This window comes from Photorhabdus viridis, from assembly GCF_040256935.1.
GTDB classification, from domain to species: domain Bacteria; phylum Pseudomonadota; class Gammaproteobacteria; order Enterobacterales; family Enterobacteriaceae; genus Photorhabdus; species Photorhabdus viridis.
Map to the genome: position 1 here is coordinate 51,021 of NZ_JBEJZY010000019.1, position 17,112 is coordinate 68,132.

The window sequence follows — 17,112 nt, forward strand, 5'->3', positions numbered from 1 at the left end:
TATTTCAGTGGATACACTTTCGTAAAACAATGGTTAACTGATATTCTACCACACTATGAGTAAAACACACTTGACAGAAAAGAAGTTTTCCGACTTCGCCTTGCACCCCAAAGTCATAGAAGCTCTTGATAAAAAGGGTTTTTCTAATTGTACGCCGATACAGGCACTGACATTGCCTTTCACTGTCGAAGGTCGTGATGTCGCGGGGCAAGCGCAAACCGGTACTGGGAAGACGTTAGCATTTTTGGCGTCTGCTTTTCATTATTTACTGACTCATCCCGCAGCGAAGGAGCGTCAGACCAATCAGCCAAGAGCGCTGATTATGGCTCCTACCCGCGAACTGGCTGTACAGATTTACTCTGATGCAGAAGATCTGGCACAGGCAACGGGATTAAAGATGGGCCTTGCCTATGGCGGTGATGGTTACGACAAGCAGCTGAAAGTGCTGGAATCCGGTGTTGACATTCTTATCGGCACGACCGGACGTTTGATTGACTATGCCAAACAAGAGCATATCAACCTGAATGCAATTCAAGTTGTCGTTCTTGATGAAGCTGATCGTATGTACGATCTGGGTTTTATCAAAGATATTCGCTGGCTATTCCGCCGGATGCCTCCTGCAAATGAGCGCATGAACTTGCTGTTTTCCGCCACGCTCTCTTACCGGGTCCGGGAACTGGCATTTGAGCAGATGAACCATGCAGAATATGTAGAGGTGGAACCGTTACAGAAAACAGGGCACCGCATCCGCGAAGAGCTGTTTTATCCCTCTAATGAAGAGAAGATGCGCCTGCTTCAGACGTTATTGGAAGAAGAGTGGCCTGATCGTTGCATTATTTTCGCCAACACAAAACATCGTTGTGAAGATATCTGGGCTCATCTGGCTGCTGACGGGCATCGAGTTGGTCTGCTAACCGGCGATGTGGCACAGAAAAAACGATTACGCATTCTAGAAGAATTCAGCAACGGCAACATTGATATTTTAGTTGCAACGGATGTAGCAGCCCGCGGATTGCATATTCCTTCCGTAACCCATGTTTTTAACTATGACTTACCAGATGACTGCGAGGATTATGTTCACCGCATTGGTCGTACTGGTCGTGCAGGTGAAAGTGGCCACTCAATCAGCCTGGCCTGTGAAGAATATGCTCTGAACCTGCCAGCGATTGAAGATTATATTCAGCACCATATTCCTGTCAGCAAATATAACAGTCATGCATTGCTGAAAGATTTACCGGTTCCTAAACGCCGCCACCGTTCGCGTTCAGGGAACCATCAGCGCCGTAATACTTTATCGCATCGCAATAATACACCACGTAATAACCGTAAACGTTCAGGCTGAATTAAATGATGCTGAGTTCTTCTTCGCTCTATGCGGCTATCGACTTGGGTTCAAACAGTTTCCATATGCTGGTTGTGCGTGAAATATCCGGCAGTATTCAGATACTGGCACGAATCAAACGTAAAGTAAGACTGGCCACGGGACTGGATAAAAATAACCACCTATCTCAACAAGCAATGGAGAGAGGTTGGCAATGTCTCAGGGTTTTTTCTGAACGCTTACAGGATATACCACCATCACAAATCCGCGTTGTTGCTACAGCAACTTTGCGTATCGCCGAAAATTCAGGTGAATTTGTGAAAAAAGCATCAGAAATCCTTGGTTGCCCGGTTACAGTAATCAGCGGCGAAGATGAAGCTCGGCTTATTTATCAAGGTGTTGCCCATACAACCGGCGGCCCTGAAAAACGTTTAGTCGTAGATATTGGCGGGGCAAGTACAGAACTGGTCACTGGGAATAGGGCAAAAACCACCCAGTTATCCAGCCTAAGTATGGGCTGTGTTACCTGGCTTGAATGCTACTTTCATGACCGCAGCCTAACGGAAGAAAATTTCGCCAAAGCCGAAACGGCCGCACATGAAACGCTGAAAACTATTGCTCCAAAGCTTATCGAACAAGGCTGGCAAATCTGTGTCGGAGCCTCCGGCACCGTTCAGGCTCTGCAAGAAATCATGATTGCTCAGGGTATGGATGAGCTGATCACTTTGCCAAAACTCCAGAAACTCAAACATAAAGCAATTGAATGCGGTAAGCTGGAAGAGCTGGAAATAGAGGGATTGACGCTGGAGCGGGCTCTGGTTTTCCCAAGTGGTCTTGCTATCTTGATAGCTATTTTTCAGGCATTAAATATTGAAAGTATGATCCTTGCAGGAGGCGCTTTACGAGAAGGTCTTGTCTACGGCATGCTAGATTTGCCAATAGAACAAGATATTCGCATCAGAACCCTACGTAATATACAACGTCGTTTTCAGTTGGATGCTGAACAGTCTCAACGAGTCAAGCAATTGGCTGAACACTTCTTACAACAAATTGCTAAACCTTGGGGGTTGGATAGCCGATGTCATGAATTATTACAGAGTGCTTGTATGATACATGAAATTGGGCTAAGTGTTGATTTCCATCAAGCCCCCTCACACGCAGCCTATCTTATCAATTACCTCGATCTCCCTGGCTATACTCCCGCACAGAAAAAACTATTAGCCACACTGCTGAAGAACCAAAGTGGCACGATTGATTTGATTTCCTTCAATCAACAAAACGCTTTGCCTCTGAGACAAGTTCAACGTTTATGCCGCCTGCTGCGGTTGGCTATCATATTCACCAACCGTCGCCGAGATAACACACTCCCTGCTCTGAGTTTAAAAGTGAGTGGTGAAACGCTGAGGGTAACGCTGCCTCATGGCTGGCTAATGCAGCACCCTCTGCGGGCGGAATCTTTACAGCAGGAAATTCAGTGGCAAAGTCATGTTCAATGGTCACTTGTTTTGGAAGAACAGATTAGCTAAAACCGAAGCTCAATCATTTTCCCTGTATCTCTCTGATACAGGGAATCTTTAATCTATTTACTGCTTATTTTTTTGCCCAAGACCTAAACGCGACTTGATATCCGCAATGCGAGACTGCCCTTTTTGCATCCTCTCTTCAGCAGTAACTATTTTCTTATCTTGCGGCCAATGTAAATCATCCTGTGGCAACTCATATAAAAAACGGCTTGGTTCAGGACGGATTAATTCACCATATTGGCGACGCTCTTTACATAAAGTAAAAAATAACTCCCGTTGAGCGCGAGTGATTCCCACATAAGCCAATCGCCGTTCTTCATCAATATTTTCTTCATCAATACTGCTCTGATGAGGTAACAGCCCTTCTTCCATACCGACCAAAAACACATAGGGAAACTCTAATCCTTTAGAAGCATGCAGAGTCATCAATTGCACCTGATCAAACTCTTCACCATCTTCTCCCCGCTCCAGCATATCCCGCAATGTGAAACGCGTGACGACCTGAGATAAAGTCATTGGTTCGTTCAATTCATCACCCTCCAGCATTTCACTCATCCAAGTAAATAGCTGATTAATATTCTTCATCCGCATTTCAGCGGCTTTCGGGCTCGGTGATGTTTCGTACAGCCAACTTTCATAATCTATACCATGCAGCAAATCACGCACCGCCAGCAAAGGTTCCTGCTCAACCTGACGGGCTATCTCATCCATCCAGTGGGTAAAACGCTGTAGTGCCGCCAACCCACGACCAGCCAAGCTTTGTTCCAAACCAAGATCAAAACTGGCCTGATAGAGGCTTTTATTACGCTGCTTCGCCCATTCACCCAGTTTTTGAATTGTAGCCGCACCGATTTCACGTCTTGGCGTATTAACAATCCGCAGGAATGCGCTGTCATCCTCAGGATTAGTCAGCACCCGCAGATAAGCCAGCAGATCTTTAATTTCAGGGCGGGCAAAGAAAGAAGTACCGCCAGAAATCCGGTAAGGAATGCGGTTTTGCATCAGCATTTTTTCAAACACCCGGGATTGATGATTTCCCCGATAGAGAATAGCGTAGTCTTTATATTGAGTTTTATTGATAAAGTGATGTGCAATCATTTCCCCGATAACTTTTTCCGCTTCATGCTCTTCATTATTAGCCATAATGACTTTCAGCGGATCACCATAACCCAGCTCAGAAAAAAGCCGCTTTTCAAACACATGAGGATTATTAGCAATCAAAATATTAGCCGCTTTCAGAATACAACCAGAAGAACGGTAGTTTTGCTCTAGTTTAATCACATTAAGCTTCGAGAAATCCTCTTTCAGTAACACTAGATTTTGTGGTCTTGCACCACGCCATGAATAGATCGACTGGTCATCATCACCAACCACCGTAAAACGGGCCCTTTGTCCCACCAGCAATTTAACCAGTTGATATTGACTGGTATTGGTGTCCTGATATTCATCTACCAACAAATAACGGATACGGTTTTGCCAACGTTCCCTTACTTCTTCATCACTTTGCATCAGCAATGTCGGTTTGGTAATCAGATCGTCAAAATCCAATACATTACAGCTTACTAGGTGCAAATCATAACGACGATAACATTCAGCAAACTGATGCTCTTGAGCAGAACGAGCTAATGCCGTAGCTTGTTGAGGAGAAAGCAGATCATTTTTCCAGTTTGAAATGGAAGAGATCAATTTTTGTAGTAAATCTTTATCTTCTTCCAGTAAATCAGCCGTCAAATCTTTCAGCAGAACCATCTGGTCCTGATCATCAAACAATGAGAAATTGCTTTTCATTCCCAATGCCTTGTACTCGCGCTTAATGATTTCCAATCCCAGCGTATGGAAAGTAGAGATCATTAACCCCTTAGCCTCTTTGCGTCCCAGAGTTTGTGCTACACGCTCTTTCATTTCCCGGGCGGCTTTATTAGTAAAAGTAACAGCAGCGATATGACGAGGCTGATAACCACAAATACGGATAAGATGGGCAATCTTATTCGTGATAACTCTAGTTTTGCCGGAGCCCGCCCCCGCCAAAACCAGACAAGGACCGGTAACAAATTCAACTGCTTGTTGTTGGCTGGGATTTAATCGCATGATGTTTAATGAGTTATATCAGGACAGTGCTTCGGGGCTGGAATTGTAGCAGAAAGAGGGAGAGGAAACGCCGTTTTATTTAATAAGGAGAAGAAACTTAATAAGGAGAAGAAACCCTACAGGTTGATAATAGTCACTTACTACTCAGCACGGGTACACATTTCATCTCAGCAACTATTTCTCATTAAATTTAAAGGGGGAAATTTCGCCCCCTGTATCTTTAACTCAATCTGATATTAACCACCAACAGAAATACGTTTCATATCTGTCATATAGCCACGTAATACACGGCCAACAACTTCAATTGGGTGGTTACGGATAGCCTCGTTAACATCACGCAACTGGGCATTATCAATACCACTATCCGCAACAGATTTACCTAAATCACCTGCCTGTAGTGAACCTATAAACTTCTCTTTCAGCAATGGAACAGCAACATGAGAGAACAAATAGTTACCATATTCGGCGGTATCAGAAATAACCACGTTCATTTCATACAGACGCTTACGAGAGATTGTATTAGCAATCAGCGGCAATTCATGCAGAGATTCATAATATGCAGATTCAGCAATAATGCCGGTATTCACCATAATTTCGAATGCCAGTTCAACCCCGGCTTTCACCATAGCAACCATCAAAACACCATGATCAAAGTATTCCTGTTCACTGATTTTGCCATCATATTCAGGTGAATTCTCAAACGCAGTGTTACCCGTTTCCTCACGCCAATTTAACAGATTTTTATCATCATTGGCCCAGTCAGCCATCATGCCGGAAGAGAATTCACCAGAAATGATATCATCCATGTGTTTCTGGAACAGTGGAGTCATGATCTCTTTCAACTGCTCAGACAGCGCATATGCACGCAGTTTTGCCGGATTAGACAAACGATCCATCATCAGGGTAATACCACCTTGCTTCAGTGCTTCCGTGATGGTTTCCCAACCAAACTGGACCAATTTTCCTGCATAGCCCGGTTCCGCACCTTCCGCCGCCAGTTGGTCATAACACAGCAATGAGCCAGCTTGTAGCATACCGCACAGAATGGTTTGTTCACCCATCAAATCAGATTTCACTTCAGCAACGAAAGACGATTCCAGAACGCCTGCACGATGACCACCTGTTGCCGCTGCCCATGCCTTCGCGATCGCCATCCCTTCACCTTTCGGATCGTTTTCCGGGTGAACCGCGATCAAGGTAGGAACACCAAAACCACGTTTGTATTCTTCACGAACTTCAGTACCAGGGCACTTAGGCGCAGCCATCACAACAGTGATGTCTTTACGGATCTGCTCACCAACTTCAACAATATTGAAACCGTGGGAGTAACCCAGCGCAGCACCCTCTTTCATCAGCGGCTGAACTGCGCGAACAACAGAAGAGTGTTGTTTATCCGGCGTCAAGTTGACAACCAAATCAGCCTGTGGAATCAGCTCTTCATAAGTACCAACCTGAAAACCATTTTCGGTTGCTTTACGCCATGAAGCCCGTTTTTCTTCAATAGCCTCTTTACGCAAGGCATAAGCGATATCCAAACCGGAGTCACGCATGTTCAGGCCCTGATTCAGCCCCTGCGCACCGCAACCGACGATGACTACTTTTTTACCTTTTAAATATCCTGCCTCATCAACAAACTCTTCCCGCGCCATAAAACGACATTTACCTAACTGTGCCAACTGCTGACGCAAATTCAGCGTATTAAAATAATTAGCCATTAGTGACTCCGTTATCATGTTGTATTCAGCAATCAAGTGCTGCGACTATTTTTTAGATTTGCCCACCCTGTTAGGTGGTTGCATATTTTTAATATATGACATGAAAGGCATTGCTTAAATTGATATATTAACAATACTACATTGCACTTTATGCAATATTGATTACAGGACAGGAAAAGGAGAATGAACTATGGATATACGTGATCTCAAACTGTTTCTACATCTGGCTGAAAGCTGTCATTTTGGCCGCACAGCAAAAGCAATGCACGTCAGCCCATCCACACTATCCCGCCAAATTCAGCGCATTGAAGATATATTGGGGCATCCATTATTCTTACGGGATAATCGCACTGTAAAGCTGACATTTGCCGGCGAGCAATTTAAACAGTTCTCCCAACAAACACTGTTACAATATCAGCAATTACAGCACTCATTGAATCAACAAAGTCCTTCTCTAAGTGGCGAATTACGCCTGTTTTGTTCAGTAACTGCGGCTTACAGCCACTTACCACAGATCCTTGATCGTTTCCGTGCAGAGCATCCTCTGGTTGAAATCAAACTCACTACCGGTGATGCCGCAGATGCGGTCAATAAGGTACAGTCTAATGATGCCGATTTAGGCATCGCCGGTAAGCCGGAAAAACTGCCAGATAATGTCAGTTTCACCAAAATTGGTGAAATACCGTTGGTACTGATCGCGCCTTCACTTCCCTGTACTGTACGGGCACTCGCCACACAAGAATGCCCCGACTGGAATAACATTCCCTTTATTTTGCCGGAGCACGGCCCTTCACGTAAACGTATTGAGTTCTGGTTTCGCCACCATAAAATTAACAACCCATTGATTTACGCTACAGTGTCCGGCCACGAAGCCATTGTTTCTATGGTTGCATTAGGTTGTGGCGTTGCATTAATTCCCAACGTAGTGGTAGAGAACAGCCCTGAACCAATACGCAATCGCATATCGTTACTAGACAATATTTCTCTGGTGGAACCGTTCGAGTTGGGTATATGTGTGCAGAGAAAAAGGCTGAATGAGCCCTTGCTTAAAGCATTTTGGGGATTGTTATAAGGAACTGCGTTAGCAGGTATTTTTGTTCATTACAAGTCTGATATCAACCACTTTTAGCATTATGCCAATATACTTATGATTCATGTGACATAATTCACAAAGAATATAAAAAAATAACCATATTGTTTTCATGATAATATGTTTAATATAAGTTATAAGTAATCAATAATAATTATATGAAAAAATTAATCCCTCATTAAATTTTTTGGTCATTAATTATGTTACTAAATAAAATACTTTTAATTATATCAATTGAATAACAGCCATTTAACTCTGAGAAGTTCAGATATTGTTAAAATTGGCTAGTAAAAACAACAATATTGAATATTTCACCGTCTAAAAACACAGTGGGGTATAATTCTTTTTCCATGTCATAACAATATATTATAATAATGAAATAATTTCTTACTGGATATTACAGGAGGATACTTTAAATTTTATAGCAAGCATTTAATAATATTTCGACGATATAGTTACCGACAATAATCACTAGCGAAGTAATTTAATTATAAAATAATATCACTAATTTATCATTATTATATAAAACAATTAATTTAAACACACAAAATTATTTAATAAAGGACAATATTATGTTACATAAAATAGACAAAGCGCCATATTTTATTAAATTCTATAAATTCCATCTACAAGATCTCGTTTTCTCTTATAATATGAAAACAGAGTGGCATCACCATCCTTGTATACAATTAAGTGTATCACCACATAATTCACTGATGAGAATTGACACTGAAAATAAATCGAAACAAGCGCATGGGTTCATTATTTCCTCTAATATTAAACATAAATTACACTCAGAAGGACAACTCTGTTTTAATTTACTGATAGATCCAGCCAATCCTCTATGCCATCTATTATCACATCAGATGATGGGTTCAGATATAATATATTTAAGTCAAGAATCATCCGATTTGATCGCAAATTATTTTATTAATTGTTTACAATCAGAAACCGCTCCAGATATTTTTATCCTAAACAACCTATTAGGTGAAATAGAAGACTGTCATTGTTATCAGGATAAACGGATCATGAAAGCAGCCTCTCTTATTACTGAATTACCCGTTAAATGTATATCGTCCCGTGAAATATCAGATCAACTTTATTTATCAGAAAGTCGGTTCTTACATCTATTTCGGGAAAAAATGGGGACTAATTTCCGCAGTTATCTATTATGGAAACGCCTACATCATGCTATTAATGAGATACACTTATCGGACTCACTGACATTATTAGCTTGTAATAGCGGATTTTCCGACAGTGCACATTTCAGTCGTACCTGTATGATGCTATATGGGTTAAGGCCTTCTGAATTAAAAAATGCCAGTATGAATAGAACACAACAAGCACAAAAAAAACAATCTAGTTTATCATTAACGTTAGCAGGTTTAAATTTCCCAAAGCAGAATATCTGAATCACGAATAAATAGTATTTTTGATAAATTATCTAAAATAAGTAAATTCTATTTATATTTGTCATTATCAAAGCCAGTATGTTAGCGATTCTGTATCATTCTATTCCTAATATTATGAAATTTTAGTAATGATACAGAATTCAGAACAACACCATAGCAATACCATCTAATAATTCACGAATTCACAACAAATAAAACATACAGAGTGAAATATCACTATCCTGTATTAATTATTCATTTTAATGATACATGCTCTCTTAGATAATTTTCTACCCATTTAGCTACTCGGCTTGTATCTTTATAAGCACCTAGCATAAGTTCAGAGCCACGACTACTCAACCATTTCCGTCCGATGATAAATAACCCAGGGTAAGGTGTTTTTCCACCTTCTTCATGCCCATTTTTACAAATGAATCCGTTAGCATCCGCAGCACCGGGAAGAGTTAACCACACCGTATTATCTTTATACCCCAAACACCAGATAACAGTATCGACCTCATATTGATTGCCAGACAAATCACATAACTTATTATCTTTTATATCAACTAATCTATTCGCTATTTTTATACCAAAAGCAGCTAACCGGTAGTTTTTCAGCTCTCCACAAGGAATGGGATTACGCCGCCGCATGATTTTCCCTACCAGACTGTAATAATTGGCAAATAACAGACCACTTTTACTTAACCACCAAAAGATATCTTTGCCCATTATTCTATTAGGTAGGAGAGGACGAGAAGAACCACAAAATAACGTCACCTTCGCAGTCGCCGCTAAATCTTTGGCAATCTGGCGGCCACTGGCGCCATCACCAACAATAGCGACTCTGCTGCCTGCTTTAATTTGTTTAGGTTCCTGATACTGATCCGCCCCAATTTGTTGTATATCAGTAGACAGTTGCTCAGAAAGTACCGGAATATCAGCTAATTGATTAGCACCTGTGGCATTAACCAGACAATATGCATTAAATACTTTCCCGTCTTTTGTTTTAACGCTATAGCCATTTTTATTATGCTTCACTTCAACCACTTCAGTTTGAGTATGTATCGTCAAGTTATGGTGTGAAGCATAACGCTCAAGATAATCAGCAACTTCATGTTTATCCGGATAGCCATCTTCAATTCCAGGAAACGGCAGGCCATGAAGCTGAGTCATACCACGTGACGTGAATAACAACATATTATCAGGGCGTCTGCGCCACACATCACCAATACGCGCCTCTCGCTCTAATATGCAGACATTAATATTCTTAGCCGCAAGAATAGCAGCTAAACTTAATCCGGCTTGACCGGCACCCACAATTAAGCAATCCATTTTCATCATGCGTACTCGTTTTTAATTCGGCATTTATCTATATTTTATTTTTATCACTATCTCAATCTTAGGACAATGAAAAAATTTATAAAAAAACATTCAATAGATCAAAAAACAACGGACTTCACAAAAATATAAAACACAATTAAAAAAAACACTTGAATTAACTGGTCATATTCGTATTAAAGTGAACATTTTGAATAAATCAGCTGTTTTTATCATAATTTTAACAATATTGACAAATCCATATAATAATCAGAACAATAATATAGCCAATTTATTCAATAAAATGGAATTATTAATCACTATCCTTTTTTCCTACGTAACTTATGCTTTATTGCTATAACTTATAATAAACAAAGATGAGTTCATCGACTCTTTACCCTACCGGAGATGAAAAAATGGAAAATATCAAAAATATATATGATGGTATAAAATCCCGTGGAGGCAATCCGCTGAAATGGTTAATGGCAGATGTCGACTTTCTCTATAAGCTGTCCAAAGAAGAGCAGCAAGAGTTAAAAACCTGCCTGCTTAAAGATGCGTTTCATTTTCATTATCACAATAACCCTTACTATAGAGATATTTGTGAAAAACAAGGTATTAAGCCAGAAAATATCCAGAGCTATAATGATTTAGTTCGCATCCCACTGATACCTGTTGCAACTTATAAATCAGCCGAAAGTCATCGTTTATTAAGCAAACCACTCTCTGAAATCGAACATGAAATGCGTTCAACGGGTACGAGTGGAATTCCCAGCGTTTATCGTCGTTGCCACGATACGATGGATCACACAGTACTGGCTGTTTATTCTAATTATCGCAACATGTTCAAATTATCTGGCGGCGCAGGCCTATGCTTATGCCCTTCAACAGAAGATATTCCAGAAATGGCGCTGGTCAAGATCTTTAATTTCCTGACAGGTTTATTAGATACCCGACGCTATATGATTAATCAGGATCGTTTTTCCCCAGAAGACGCACTAAATCAATTAATCCAATGGAAAGGCAAATTCACCCGGCATTTAATTGGCCCTCCATTCATGATCCACCGTTTTATTACTTTCTTAAAAGAGAATAACACCAAACTCACTTTAGATCGCGATAGTATGGTGATTACGATGGGAGGCTGGAAACGTTTTACCGGAGATATGATCTCCCGCAGCGAATTAAATGCAGATATCGAAGAATGGATGGGAATTCCTGTATCCCGAACACGTGATATGTATGGTCTGGTTGAAGCAAACGTTCTCGCCATAGAAGATGAATATAACCATAAGCATGTTCCTCCTTATATTCATTTCTCCGTCCGTGATCCTAATGATCTATCACGCGAACTGCCTGATGGTGAAACAGGGCAATTGGTGATCCTGGATCCACTTTCTGTTTCCACCCCAGGTATGTTACTGACAGAAGATTTGGTCTACTTGCGTACCGACCCTAACAAATCCTGGCGTAATTCTCAGCGGATTCAGTTTGTTATGCGTACTGCTGCCGCTAAAGAGTTTGGTTGTTGTGCAGTCAATCTTGAGAGAAAAATGTCAGATGATGAAACTGCCCCAGCTACACCCGCGATATAAATAGCAAGGTGGAATTATGTTTAACAACATCATTATTGACAACTTTTGCAATCCTGACTGCCAGGGGACGTTATCCAGTCCCGCAATTAAACTGGCGTTAGGCAATCCTGTCTGTGGTGACAAGGTTGATATCGACCTGACACTGGATAGTCAAGGGCGGGTAAATAATGCCTGTTTCCGCGCATGGGGATGCACAGCATCCCTGGCAATGTCGAACCAGTTTTGTCGCCATGTTAAAGGTAAAACTCTCGAAGAATTGAACGCATTATTACCTGAAGGAATTGATGCGTTATTAGGCGAGTTAGAACCCGCTCAGCAACACTGTCTTGATATGCTGCATAAGCTATTTGAGCAGCTAAAGGGAAAAATATGACAAGCCTATACTTCGACTACAACGCCACGACACCGCTAAGTGTTAAAGCCCAGTTGGCGATTAAAGATGCTTTGTCTGTTTTTGCTAATCCGTCCAGCCACTACAGTTTAAGCAACATGGCTAAAAACTTGCTCGCTGACGCCAGAAGCTCTATGGCGTCATTAATGGGCACGGTACCAGAACAAATCCTGTTTACATCAGGAGGAACCGAAAGTAATAACCAAGCAGTATCCAGCCTGTTAGCCACGCTTCCCAGTTCGGATCTGTCTGCACATCATGTTATTAGCTCTTCCATTGAGCATCCGTCTGTTCTGGCGCCGTTACTCTGGTACCAGCAACGCGGGCTGCAACTGACGCTGATCGACCCTGATAATCAGGGGCGGATAAATGTACAAAGCATCCGGGAAAACCTGCGGCCACAAACACGCCTGATCACATTGATGGCGATTAACAACGAAACCGGAGTGATACAGCCCTATGAAGCAATCGCTTCTTTAGCAAAAGAGGCTGGTATCTATTTACACATAGATGCAGTACAGGCTATTGGTAAACTTCCTTTTAGCTGTGACACTCTCCCTGGCATAACGACTGCCTCTTTCTCCGGCCATAAGTTTAATGGCCCAAAAGGTATTGGTGGGCTCTATCATGCACCAAGTATTCAATTAAATCCCTTGCTGCACGGTGGCGGGCAAGAACAAGGAATACGCAGCGGCACTGAAAACACTCTGGGCCTTGCAGGACTGGCGGCGGCAGCTAAAGAATCACTGAATGGATTGCAAGAACATTTCAATACCTGCAAAACGCTCAGAGAAACTTTGCTATCTCTGCTGAAACAGTACCATGTTAACTACTTAATTAATGGCAATACAAACCCAGCATTTCAGGCCCCCTGGACACTGAACTTAAGTTTCCCTGGCGTCCGCGCTGAATCATTAGCCAGCAGACTGGATCTATGTCACGGAGTCTCTTTATCTTTAGGATCAGCCTGTAGCAATAACAAATCAACACAACGTTCTCATGTTCTGACGGCAATGGGGCTACCTAATGATCGTATCGATAGTGCAGTACGTATCAGCTTTGGATATACCACAAGCCAAAATGATATTGAGATGCTGGCTAGCGCGATTAAACAAGAAACTGATAACTTGCTGAAAATTTCGGGGAAACCGTTAAAAACTCAGGAATGACGGCAAAACTGTATTTAAAAGACGGTGTAGCAGGAATAACTTATTTATTAACCACTAATACCTATATTACTGCACTTAAGCTCCGCCAACATTTCTTTAGATTTTAAGGGGATATTAATATGAAACTGTTTGAATTACTGCAATCTCAAATTACTGAATTAACCGATATCGAACCAGAAGATATTACTCTTGACACCCTGCTTGATGATATTCACTTGGTAAGTCTGGATTTTGTCTCTATTCAGGTTGCTTTAAAAAGAGAAATGGGTATTCAGCTGAATTTCGATAAATTCCAGCGAAATGAAACAACGACAATCGGTGATTTTGTCAATTATGTCCGTGAATTAACAAAATAATCATTATTAATATATTTGGATGTTAGCTGTCTATGACATATCACAGCATGGCTAACATTCATTTTTGTGATGCTTTTATCTACCAACCCCATTATTTGGTTGTATTAAAAAATAAAGCATATCACCAGGAACTTACCTTTGGAGATAATGTTTCATGAATTTTCAAACTGGCTACCGCCGCGTTGCCATCACAGGCTATGGCTCTATCTGTTCTCTTGGGCAAAATACCCAGGAAATTTGGGATGCAATCCTAAACTATCGTGTAGGCTACAAAAAGGAAGTTCACCCAGATGCTTCTGTCGTAGCAAAATTCTTCGGCAACATACCTTTTTCTCCCGATGTATCACGGTTTTCCAAAAAGTTGCTAAAGAACCTCCCCAAATTCAGCAAACTTGGGCTGATTGCTGCGGATGAAGCAATTAAAATGGCATTTGGTCACGATAAAGCCGCTCTTGATGAAAGCTATTCCCCTTTTGAACGAGGTGTCATTTTTGGTACCGGCTGGGGAGGGGAAGATGCAACCGTTGAAAACAGCAATTCCTACGCTGACCAAGGTATTGCCTCACCCATGACAAATATTATGTCTATGCATAGCGTAGGTACGGCGGCTATTTCAATGAACTGGAATCTACGGGGATATCAGAATACCCCGGTGGCAGCTTGTGCAACAGGCAGTATGGCAATAGGTGATGCTTTTGAACTTATCCGTAGCGGGCGCACTAAAATGATGCTGGCAGGGGGTGGTGAAAGTATCAGAGATCCATTCATCGTCTGGAGTATCGATATTCTTGGCGCACTGAGCAAAGAACAGGAATCTGTCGAAAAAGCTTGCTGTCCGTTCAGCAAAGATCGCAGTGGCTTTGTGATGTCAGAAGGTGCAGCAATATTATGTCTTGAAGATTATGACAGTGCTGTTGCCAGAGGAGCCAAAATACTGGCGGAAGTCGTCGGTTATGGAAATTACTCTGACGCATCAGATATGACAGCACCGGCGCCAGATTGCCAAGGACGGGTTATGGCAATCCAGGCAGCACTGGAACAGGCCAAACTCTCCGCGTCAGATATTCACTATATCAATGCCCACGGCACATCAACTCCGTTAAACGACATTAACGAAACCGATGTTTTAAAAATGAGCCTGGGAGAACACGCCTACCGGATTCCTACTTCCAGTACAAAATCCTACACAGGCCATCTTATTGCCGGAGCAGGAGCAATTGAGTCCATTTTCTGTATTAAAGCAATGGAAACCGCAACTATTCCCGCGACTATGCACTTGAATAATCCTGATCCACTCTGCGATCTAGATTACGTACCCAACACCCACCGAACTAACCAAGTTATTGATACTACTTTAAACGTTAACTATGGATTCGGTGGCACAAACTGTGCACTTATTTTCAGGAAAGCCGACAGATGAACGTTCAATTCAGTAAAAAAGATCTCAGTCAATGGGCTAAATTCTCTGGAGATTATAACCCCATCCATTTTGATGAAAAAATCGCAAAAGAAGTCGGATTAGGCGGTATTGCCGTACACGGTATGCTGGCAATGATCCCTCTCAAAAGCGGATACGATTACCCGTCACAACCAAACGAGGGAATGGGCAGACAGTGGCACGTTAATTTGCGAAATCCAGTGCCTCTGGATGCCTGCTATTGCGTCAAAACTAAGCACACTGACCCGAATGGGAAAACAACCTTTAATCTGCAAGATGAAACAACAAGCCTGAAACCTTTGGTTGGTCATTATAGTCGTTTCGATTTTTCGAAAAAAACCGGCTTTCCTGAAAAACCACAGTGTCAAGTTCCTATACAAGAGACAATAAAAAAATCCATTGAATTCAAAAGCACCTTCCCCGAAGTCAATGAGTTCTGGATTTTTCTTGATGCCCTGATTTTTTATCTTTTCATGCAGCAAAGTGCAAAAACGGCACTAGCCACGGAATTTAAAACCTATTTCGGCAAACAGGGACATGATGAAGTATGCCTCAAAGATCTTATCGTGTTGCATGTTATGCATACAGTGAGTTTTTCTCCAACCTTGCTCAATCGCCAAATCCCGGACGAAATGCCAAGCATCGAATATACGATCCTACCTAAAGATACATTCGACGTTGATGGTTCGTTATACGGTACGTTGGAAATCCCGATCTGGCTGAATGGAGAAATCTCTTTAGTTGTTGAAATGAGTCTGATGGGAACAACAAAAAGAAAGCAGGTTGCCAACTAAGGTTTGATGAATTCTGTACGGACAAATGGATGGCATAAAAATTTAGAGGAATAACTTAATGAATATCAACGCACCTTGGGTTTTTGTTTCAGGGGGATCACGTGGCATTGGCAAAGGTATAGTAAAAATGCTGGCTGCACAAAACTACCATGTGGTTTTTACCTACAAATCAAGCACAGATGAAGCGCAAACACTTTGTCAGGAAATTAAGCAGCAAGGTCACAGTTGTGAAGGCCATCAATGTGATGTCTCAAACGCGAAAGAAGTCTCAACCCTGTCGGCAGAACTTATCTCACAGTATGGTTCTCCCTATGCAATCATCAATAACGCCGGAATTACACAAGATGCGTTGCTGATAAACATGAAAGAAGAAGAATGGCACAACGTGATTTCCACCAATCTTTCTTCTGTTTATTTAGTCAATCACGCTTTTCTCCCTGAAATGATTATGGCTGGAGAAGGCTGCATCATCCACATGAGCTCGGTCACTGCATTTAAAGCTAACTCAGGGCAAGTTAACTACGCAGCAACCAAAGCCGCAATGATCGGCATTACCCGCTCATTAGCTGTTGAAGTTGGCCGATTTAATGTTCGGGTCAATACCGTTGCACCAGGCTTGATTGAGACTGAAATGCTGAATCATATTCCAGCACCACACAGGAAAAAACTGTTATCTAATATCCCATTGGGTCGCTTGGGTTCAGTGGAAGATATTGCTATGACTATCAATTTCCTCCTCAGCCCCGGAGGACGCTACATTACCGGGCAAACTTTCGTTGTTGATGGCGGAATGACAGCCTGACCAGTTAAGCAGAATATCAGTAGATTCGTATCCATATTCTGTGGTTATTTGTACCCAGATATTTATCTGGGTACTTAAAAAATGCCGTTAATCATTGCCAGATAGCCAATCCAGTTTCTCTG

Annotated in this window: 14 protein-coding genes; 11 read left to right on the forward strand and 3 right to left on the reverse strand. The window is 41.7% G+C overall.

Annotated elements, in window-relative coordinates; translation table 11 throughout:
• The first annotated feature begins 55 nt into the window (after positions 1 to 55).
• On the forward strand, positions 56 to 1,342 hold the full coding sequence (rhlB, locus tag ABR397_RS10245) for an ATP-dependent RNA helicase RhlB (RefSeq protein WP_350305666.1): 1,287 nt from the start codon (positions 56 to 58) through the stop codon (positions 1,340 to 1,342).
• A gap of 8 nt (positions 1,343 to 1,350) precedes the next feature.
• On the forward strand, positions 1,351 to 2,847 hold the full coding sequence (gene gppA, locus ABR397_RS10250) for a guanosine-5'-triphosphate,3'-diphosphate diphosphatase (RefSeq protein ID WP_350305688.1): 1,497 nt from the start codon (positions 1,351 to 1,353) through the stop codon (positions 2,845 to 2,847).
• Positions 2,848 to 2,904: 57 nt separating this feature from the next.
• On the opposite strand, the gene rep is transcribed toward gppA, so the two are convergent.
• Positions 2,905 to 4,932, reverse strand: coding sequence for a DNA helicase Rep (rep, locus tag ABR397_RS10255; RefSeq protein ID WP_350305667.1), 2,028 nt, complete (start codon positions 4,930 to 4,932; stop codon positions 2,905 to 2,907).
• Positions 4,933 to 5,168: 236 nt separating this feature from the next.
• Positions 5,169 to 6,647: a ketol-acid reductoisomerase gene (ilvC, locus tag ABR397_RS10260; RefSeq protein WP_350305668.1), complete on the reverse strand. Its 1,479-nt coding sequence runs from the start codon at positions 6,645 to 6,647 to the stop codon at positions 5,169 to 5,171.
• A gap of 190 nt (positions 6,648 to 6,837) precedes the next feature.
• On the opposite strand from ilvC, the gene ilvY reads away from it, so the two are divergent.
• Both ilvY and ABR397_RS10270 read left to right on the forward strand, forming a co-directional pair.
• A complete protein-coding gene (gene ilvY / locus ABR397_RS10265; protein WP_350305669.1) occupies positions 6,838 to 7,719 on the forward strand; it encodes an HTH-type transcriptional activator IlvY in 882 nt (293 codons plus the stop codon).
• Between the two features lie 590 nt (positions 7,720 to 8,309).
• Positions 8,310 to 9,149 carry an AraC family transcriptional regulator gene (locus tag ABR397_RS10270; protein ID WP_350305670.1) on the forward strand — a complete coding sequence of 280 codons (840 nt, stop codon included), beginning with the start codon at positions 8,310 to 8,312 and terminating at the stop codon, positions 9,147 to 9,149.
• 234 nt (positions 9,150 to 9,383) lie between these two features.
• On the opposite strand, the gene ABR397_RS10275 is transcribed toward ABR397_RS10270, so the two are convergent.
• Positions 9,384 to 10,469: a flavin-containing monooxygenase gene (locus tag ABR397_RS10275; protein ID WP_350305671.1), complete on the reverse strand. Its 1,086-nt coding sequence runs from the start codon at positions 10,467 to 10,469 to the stop codon at positions 9,384 to 9,386.
• Between the two features lie 392 nt (positions 10,470 to 10,861).
• On the opposite strand from ABR397_RS10275, the gene ABR397_RS10280 reads away from it, so the two are divergent.
• From ABR397_RS10280 to fabG, 7 genes are all read left to right on the forward strand, one after another.
• Complete coding sequence (locus ABR397_RS10280) at positions 10,862 to 12,040, forward strand: LuxE/PaaK family acyltransferase (protein WP_350305672.1); 1,179 nt, start codon at positions 10,862 to 10,864, stop codon at positions 12,038 to 12,040.
• A gap of 16 nt (positions 12,041 to 12,056) precedes the next feature.
• Positions 12,057 to 12,413 carry an iron-sulfur cluster assembly scaffold protein gene (locus ABR397_RS10285; RefSeq protein ID WP_350305673.1) on the forward strand — a complete coding sequence of 119 codons (357 nt, stop codon included), beginning with the start codon at positions 12,057 to 12,059 and terminating at the stop codon, positions 12,411 to 12,413.
• Positions 12,410 to 13,600 (forward strand): cysteine desulfurase family protein, encoded by a 1,191-nt coding sequence (locus tag ABR397_RS10290; RefSeq protein WP_350305674.1) that lies wholly within the window; start codon positions 12,410 to 12,412, stop codon positions 13,598 to 13,600. The genes ABR397_RS10285 and ABR397_RS10290 overlap by 4 nt, the downstream gene beginning before the upstream one ends.
• A 119-nt stretch (positions 13,601 to 13,719) precedes the next feature.
• Complete coding sequence (locus ABR397_RS10295) at positions 13,720 to 13,956, forward strand: acyl carrier protein (RefSeq protein ID WP_021322826.1); 237 nt, start codon at positions 13,720 to 13,722, stop codon at positions 13,954 to 13,956.
• A 154-nt stretch (positions 13,957 to 14,110) separates the two neighbouring features.
• On the forward strand, positions 14,111 to 15,376 hold the full coding sequence (locus tag ABR397_RS10300) for a beta-ketoacyl-[acyl-carrier-protein] synthase family protein (RefSeq protein ID WP_350305675.1): 1,266 nt from the start codon (positions 14,111 to 14,113) through the stop codon (positions 15,374 to 15,376).
• Positions 15,373 to 16,188 carry a MaoC/PaaZ C-terminal domain-containing protein gene (locus ABR397_RS10305; protein ID WP_350305676.1) on the forward strand — a complete coding sequence of 272 codons (816 nt, stop codon included), beginning with the start codon at positions 15,373 to 15,375 and terminating at the stop codon, positions 16,186 to 16,188. The genes ABR397_RS10300 and ABR397_RS10305 overlap by 4 nt, the downstream gene beginning before the upstream one ends.
• A 58-nt stretch (positions 16,189 to 16,246) precedes the next feature.
• A complete protein-coding gene (gene fabG / locus ABR397_RS10310) occupies positions 16,247 to 16,990 on the forward strand; it encodes a 3-oxoacyl-ACP reductase FabG (protein WP_350305677.1) in 744 nt (247 codons plus the stop codon).
• Positions 16,991 to 17,112 lie beyond the last annotated feature (122 nt).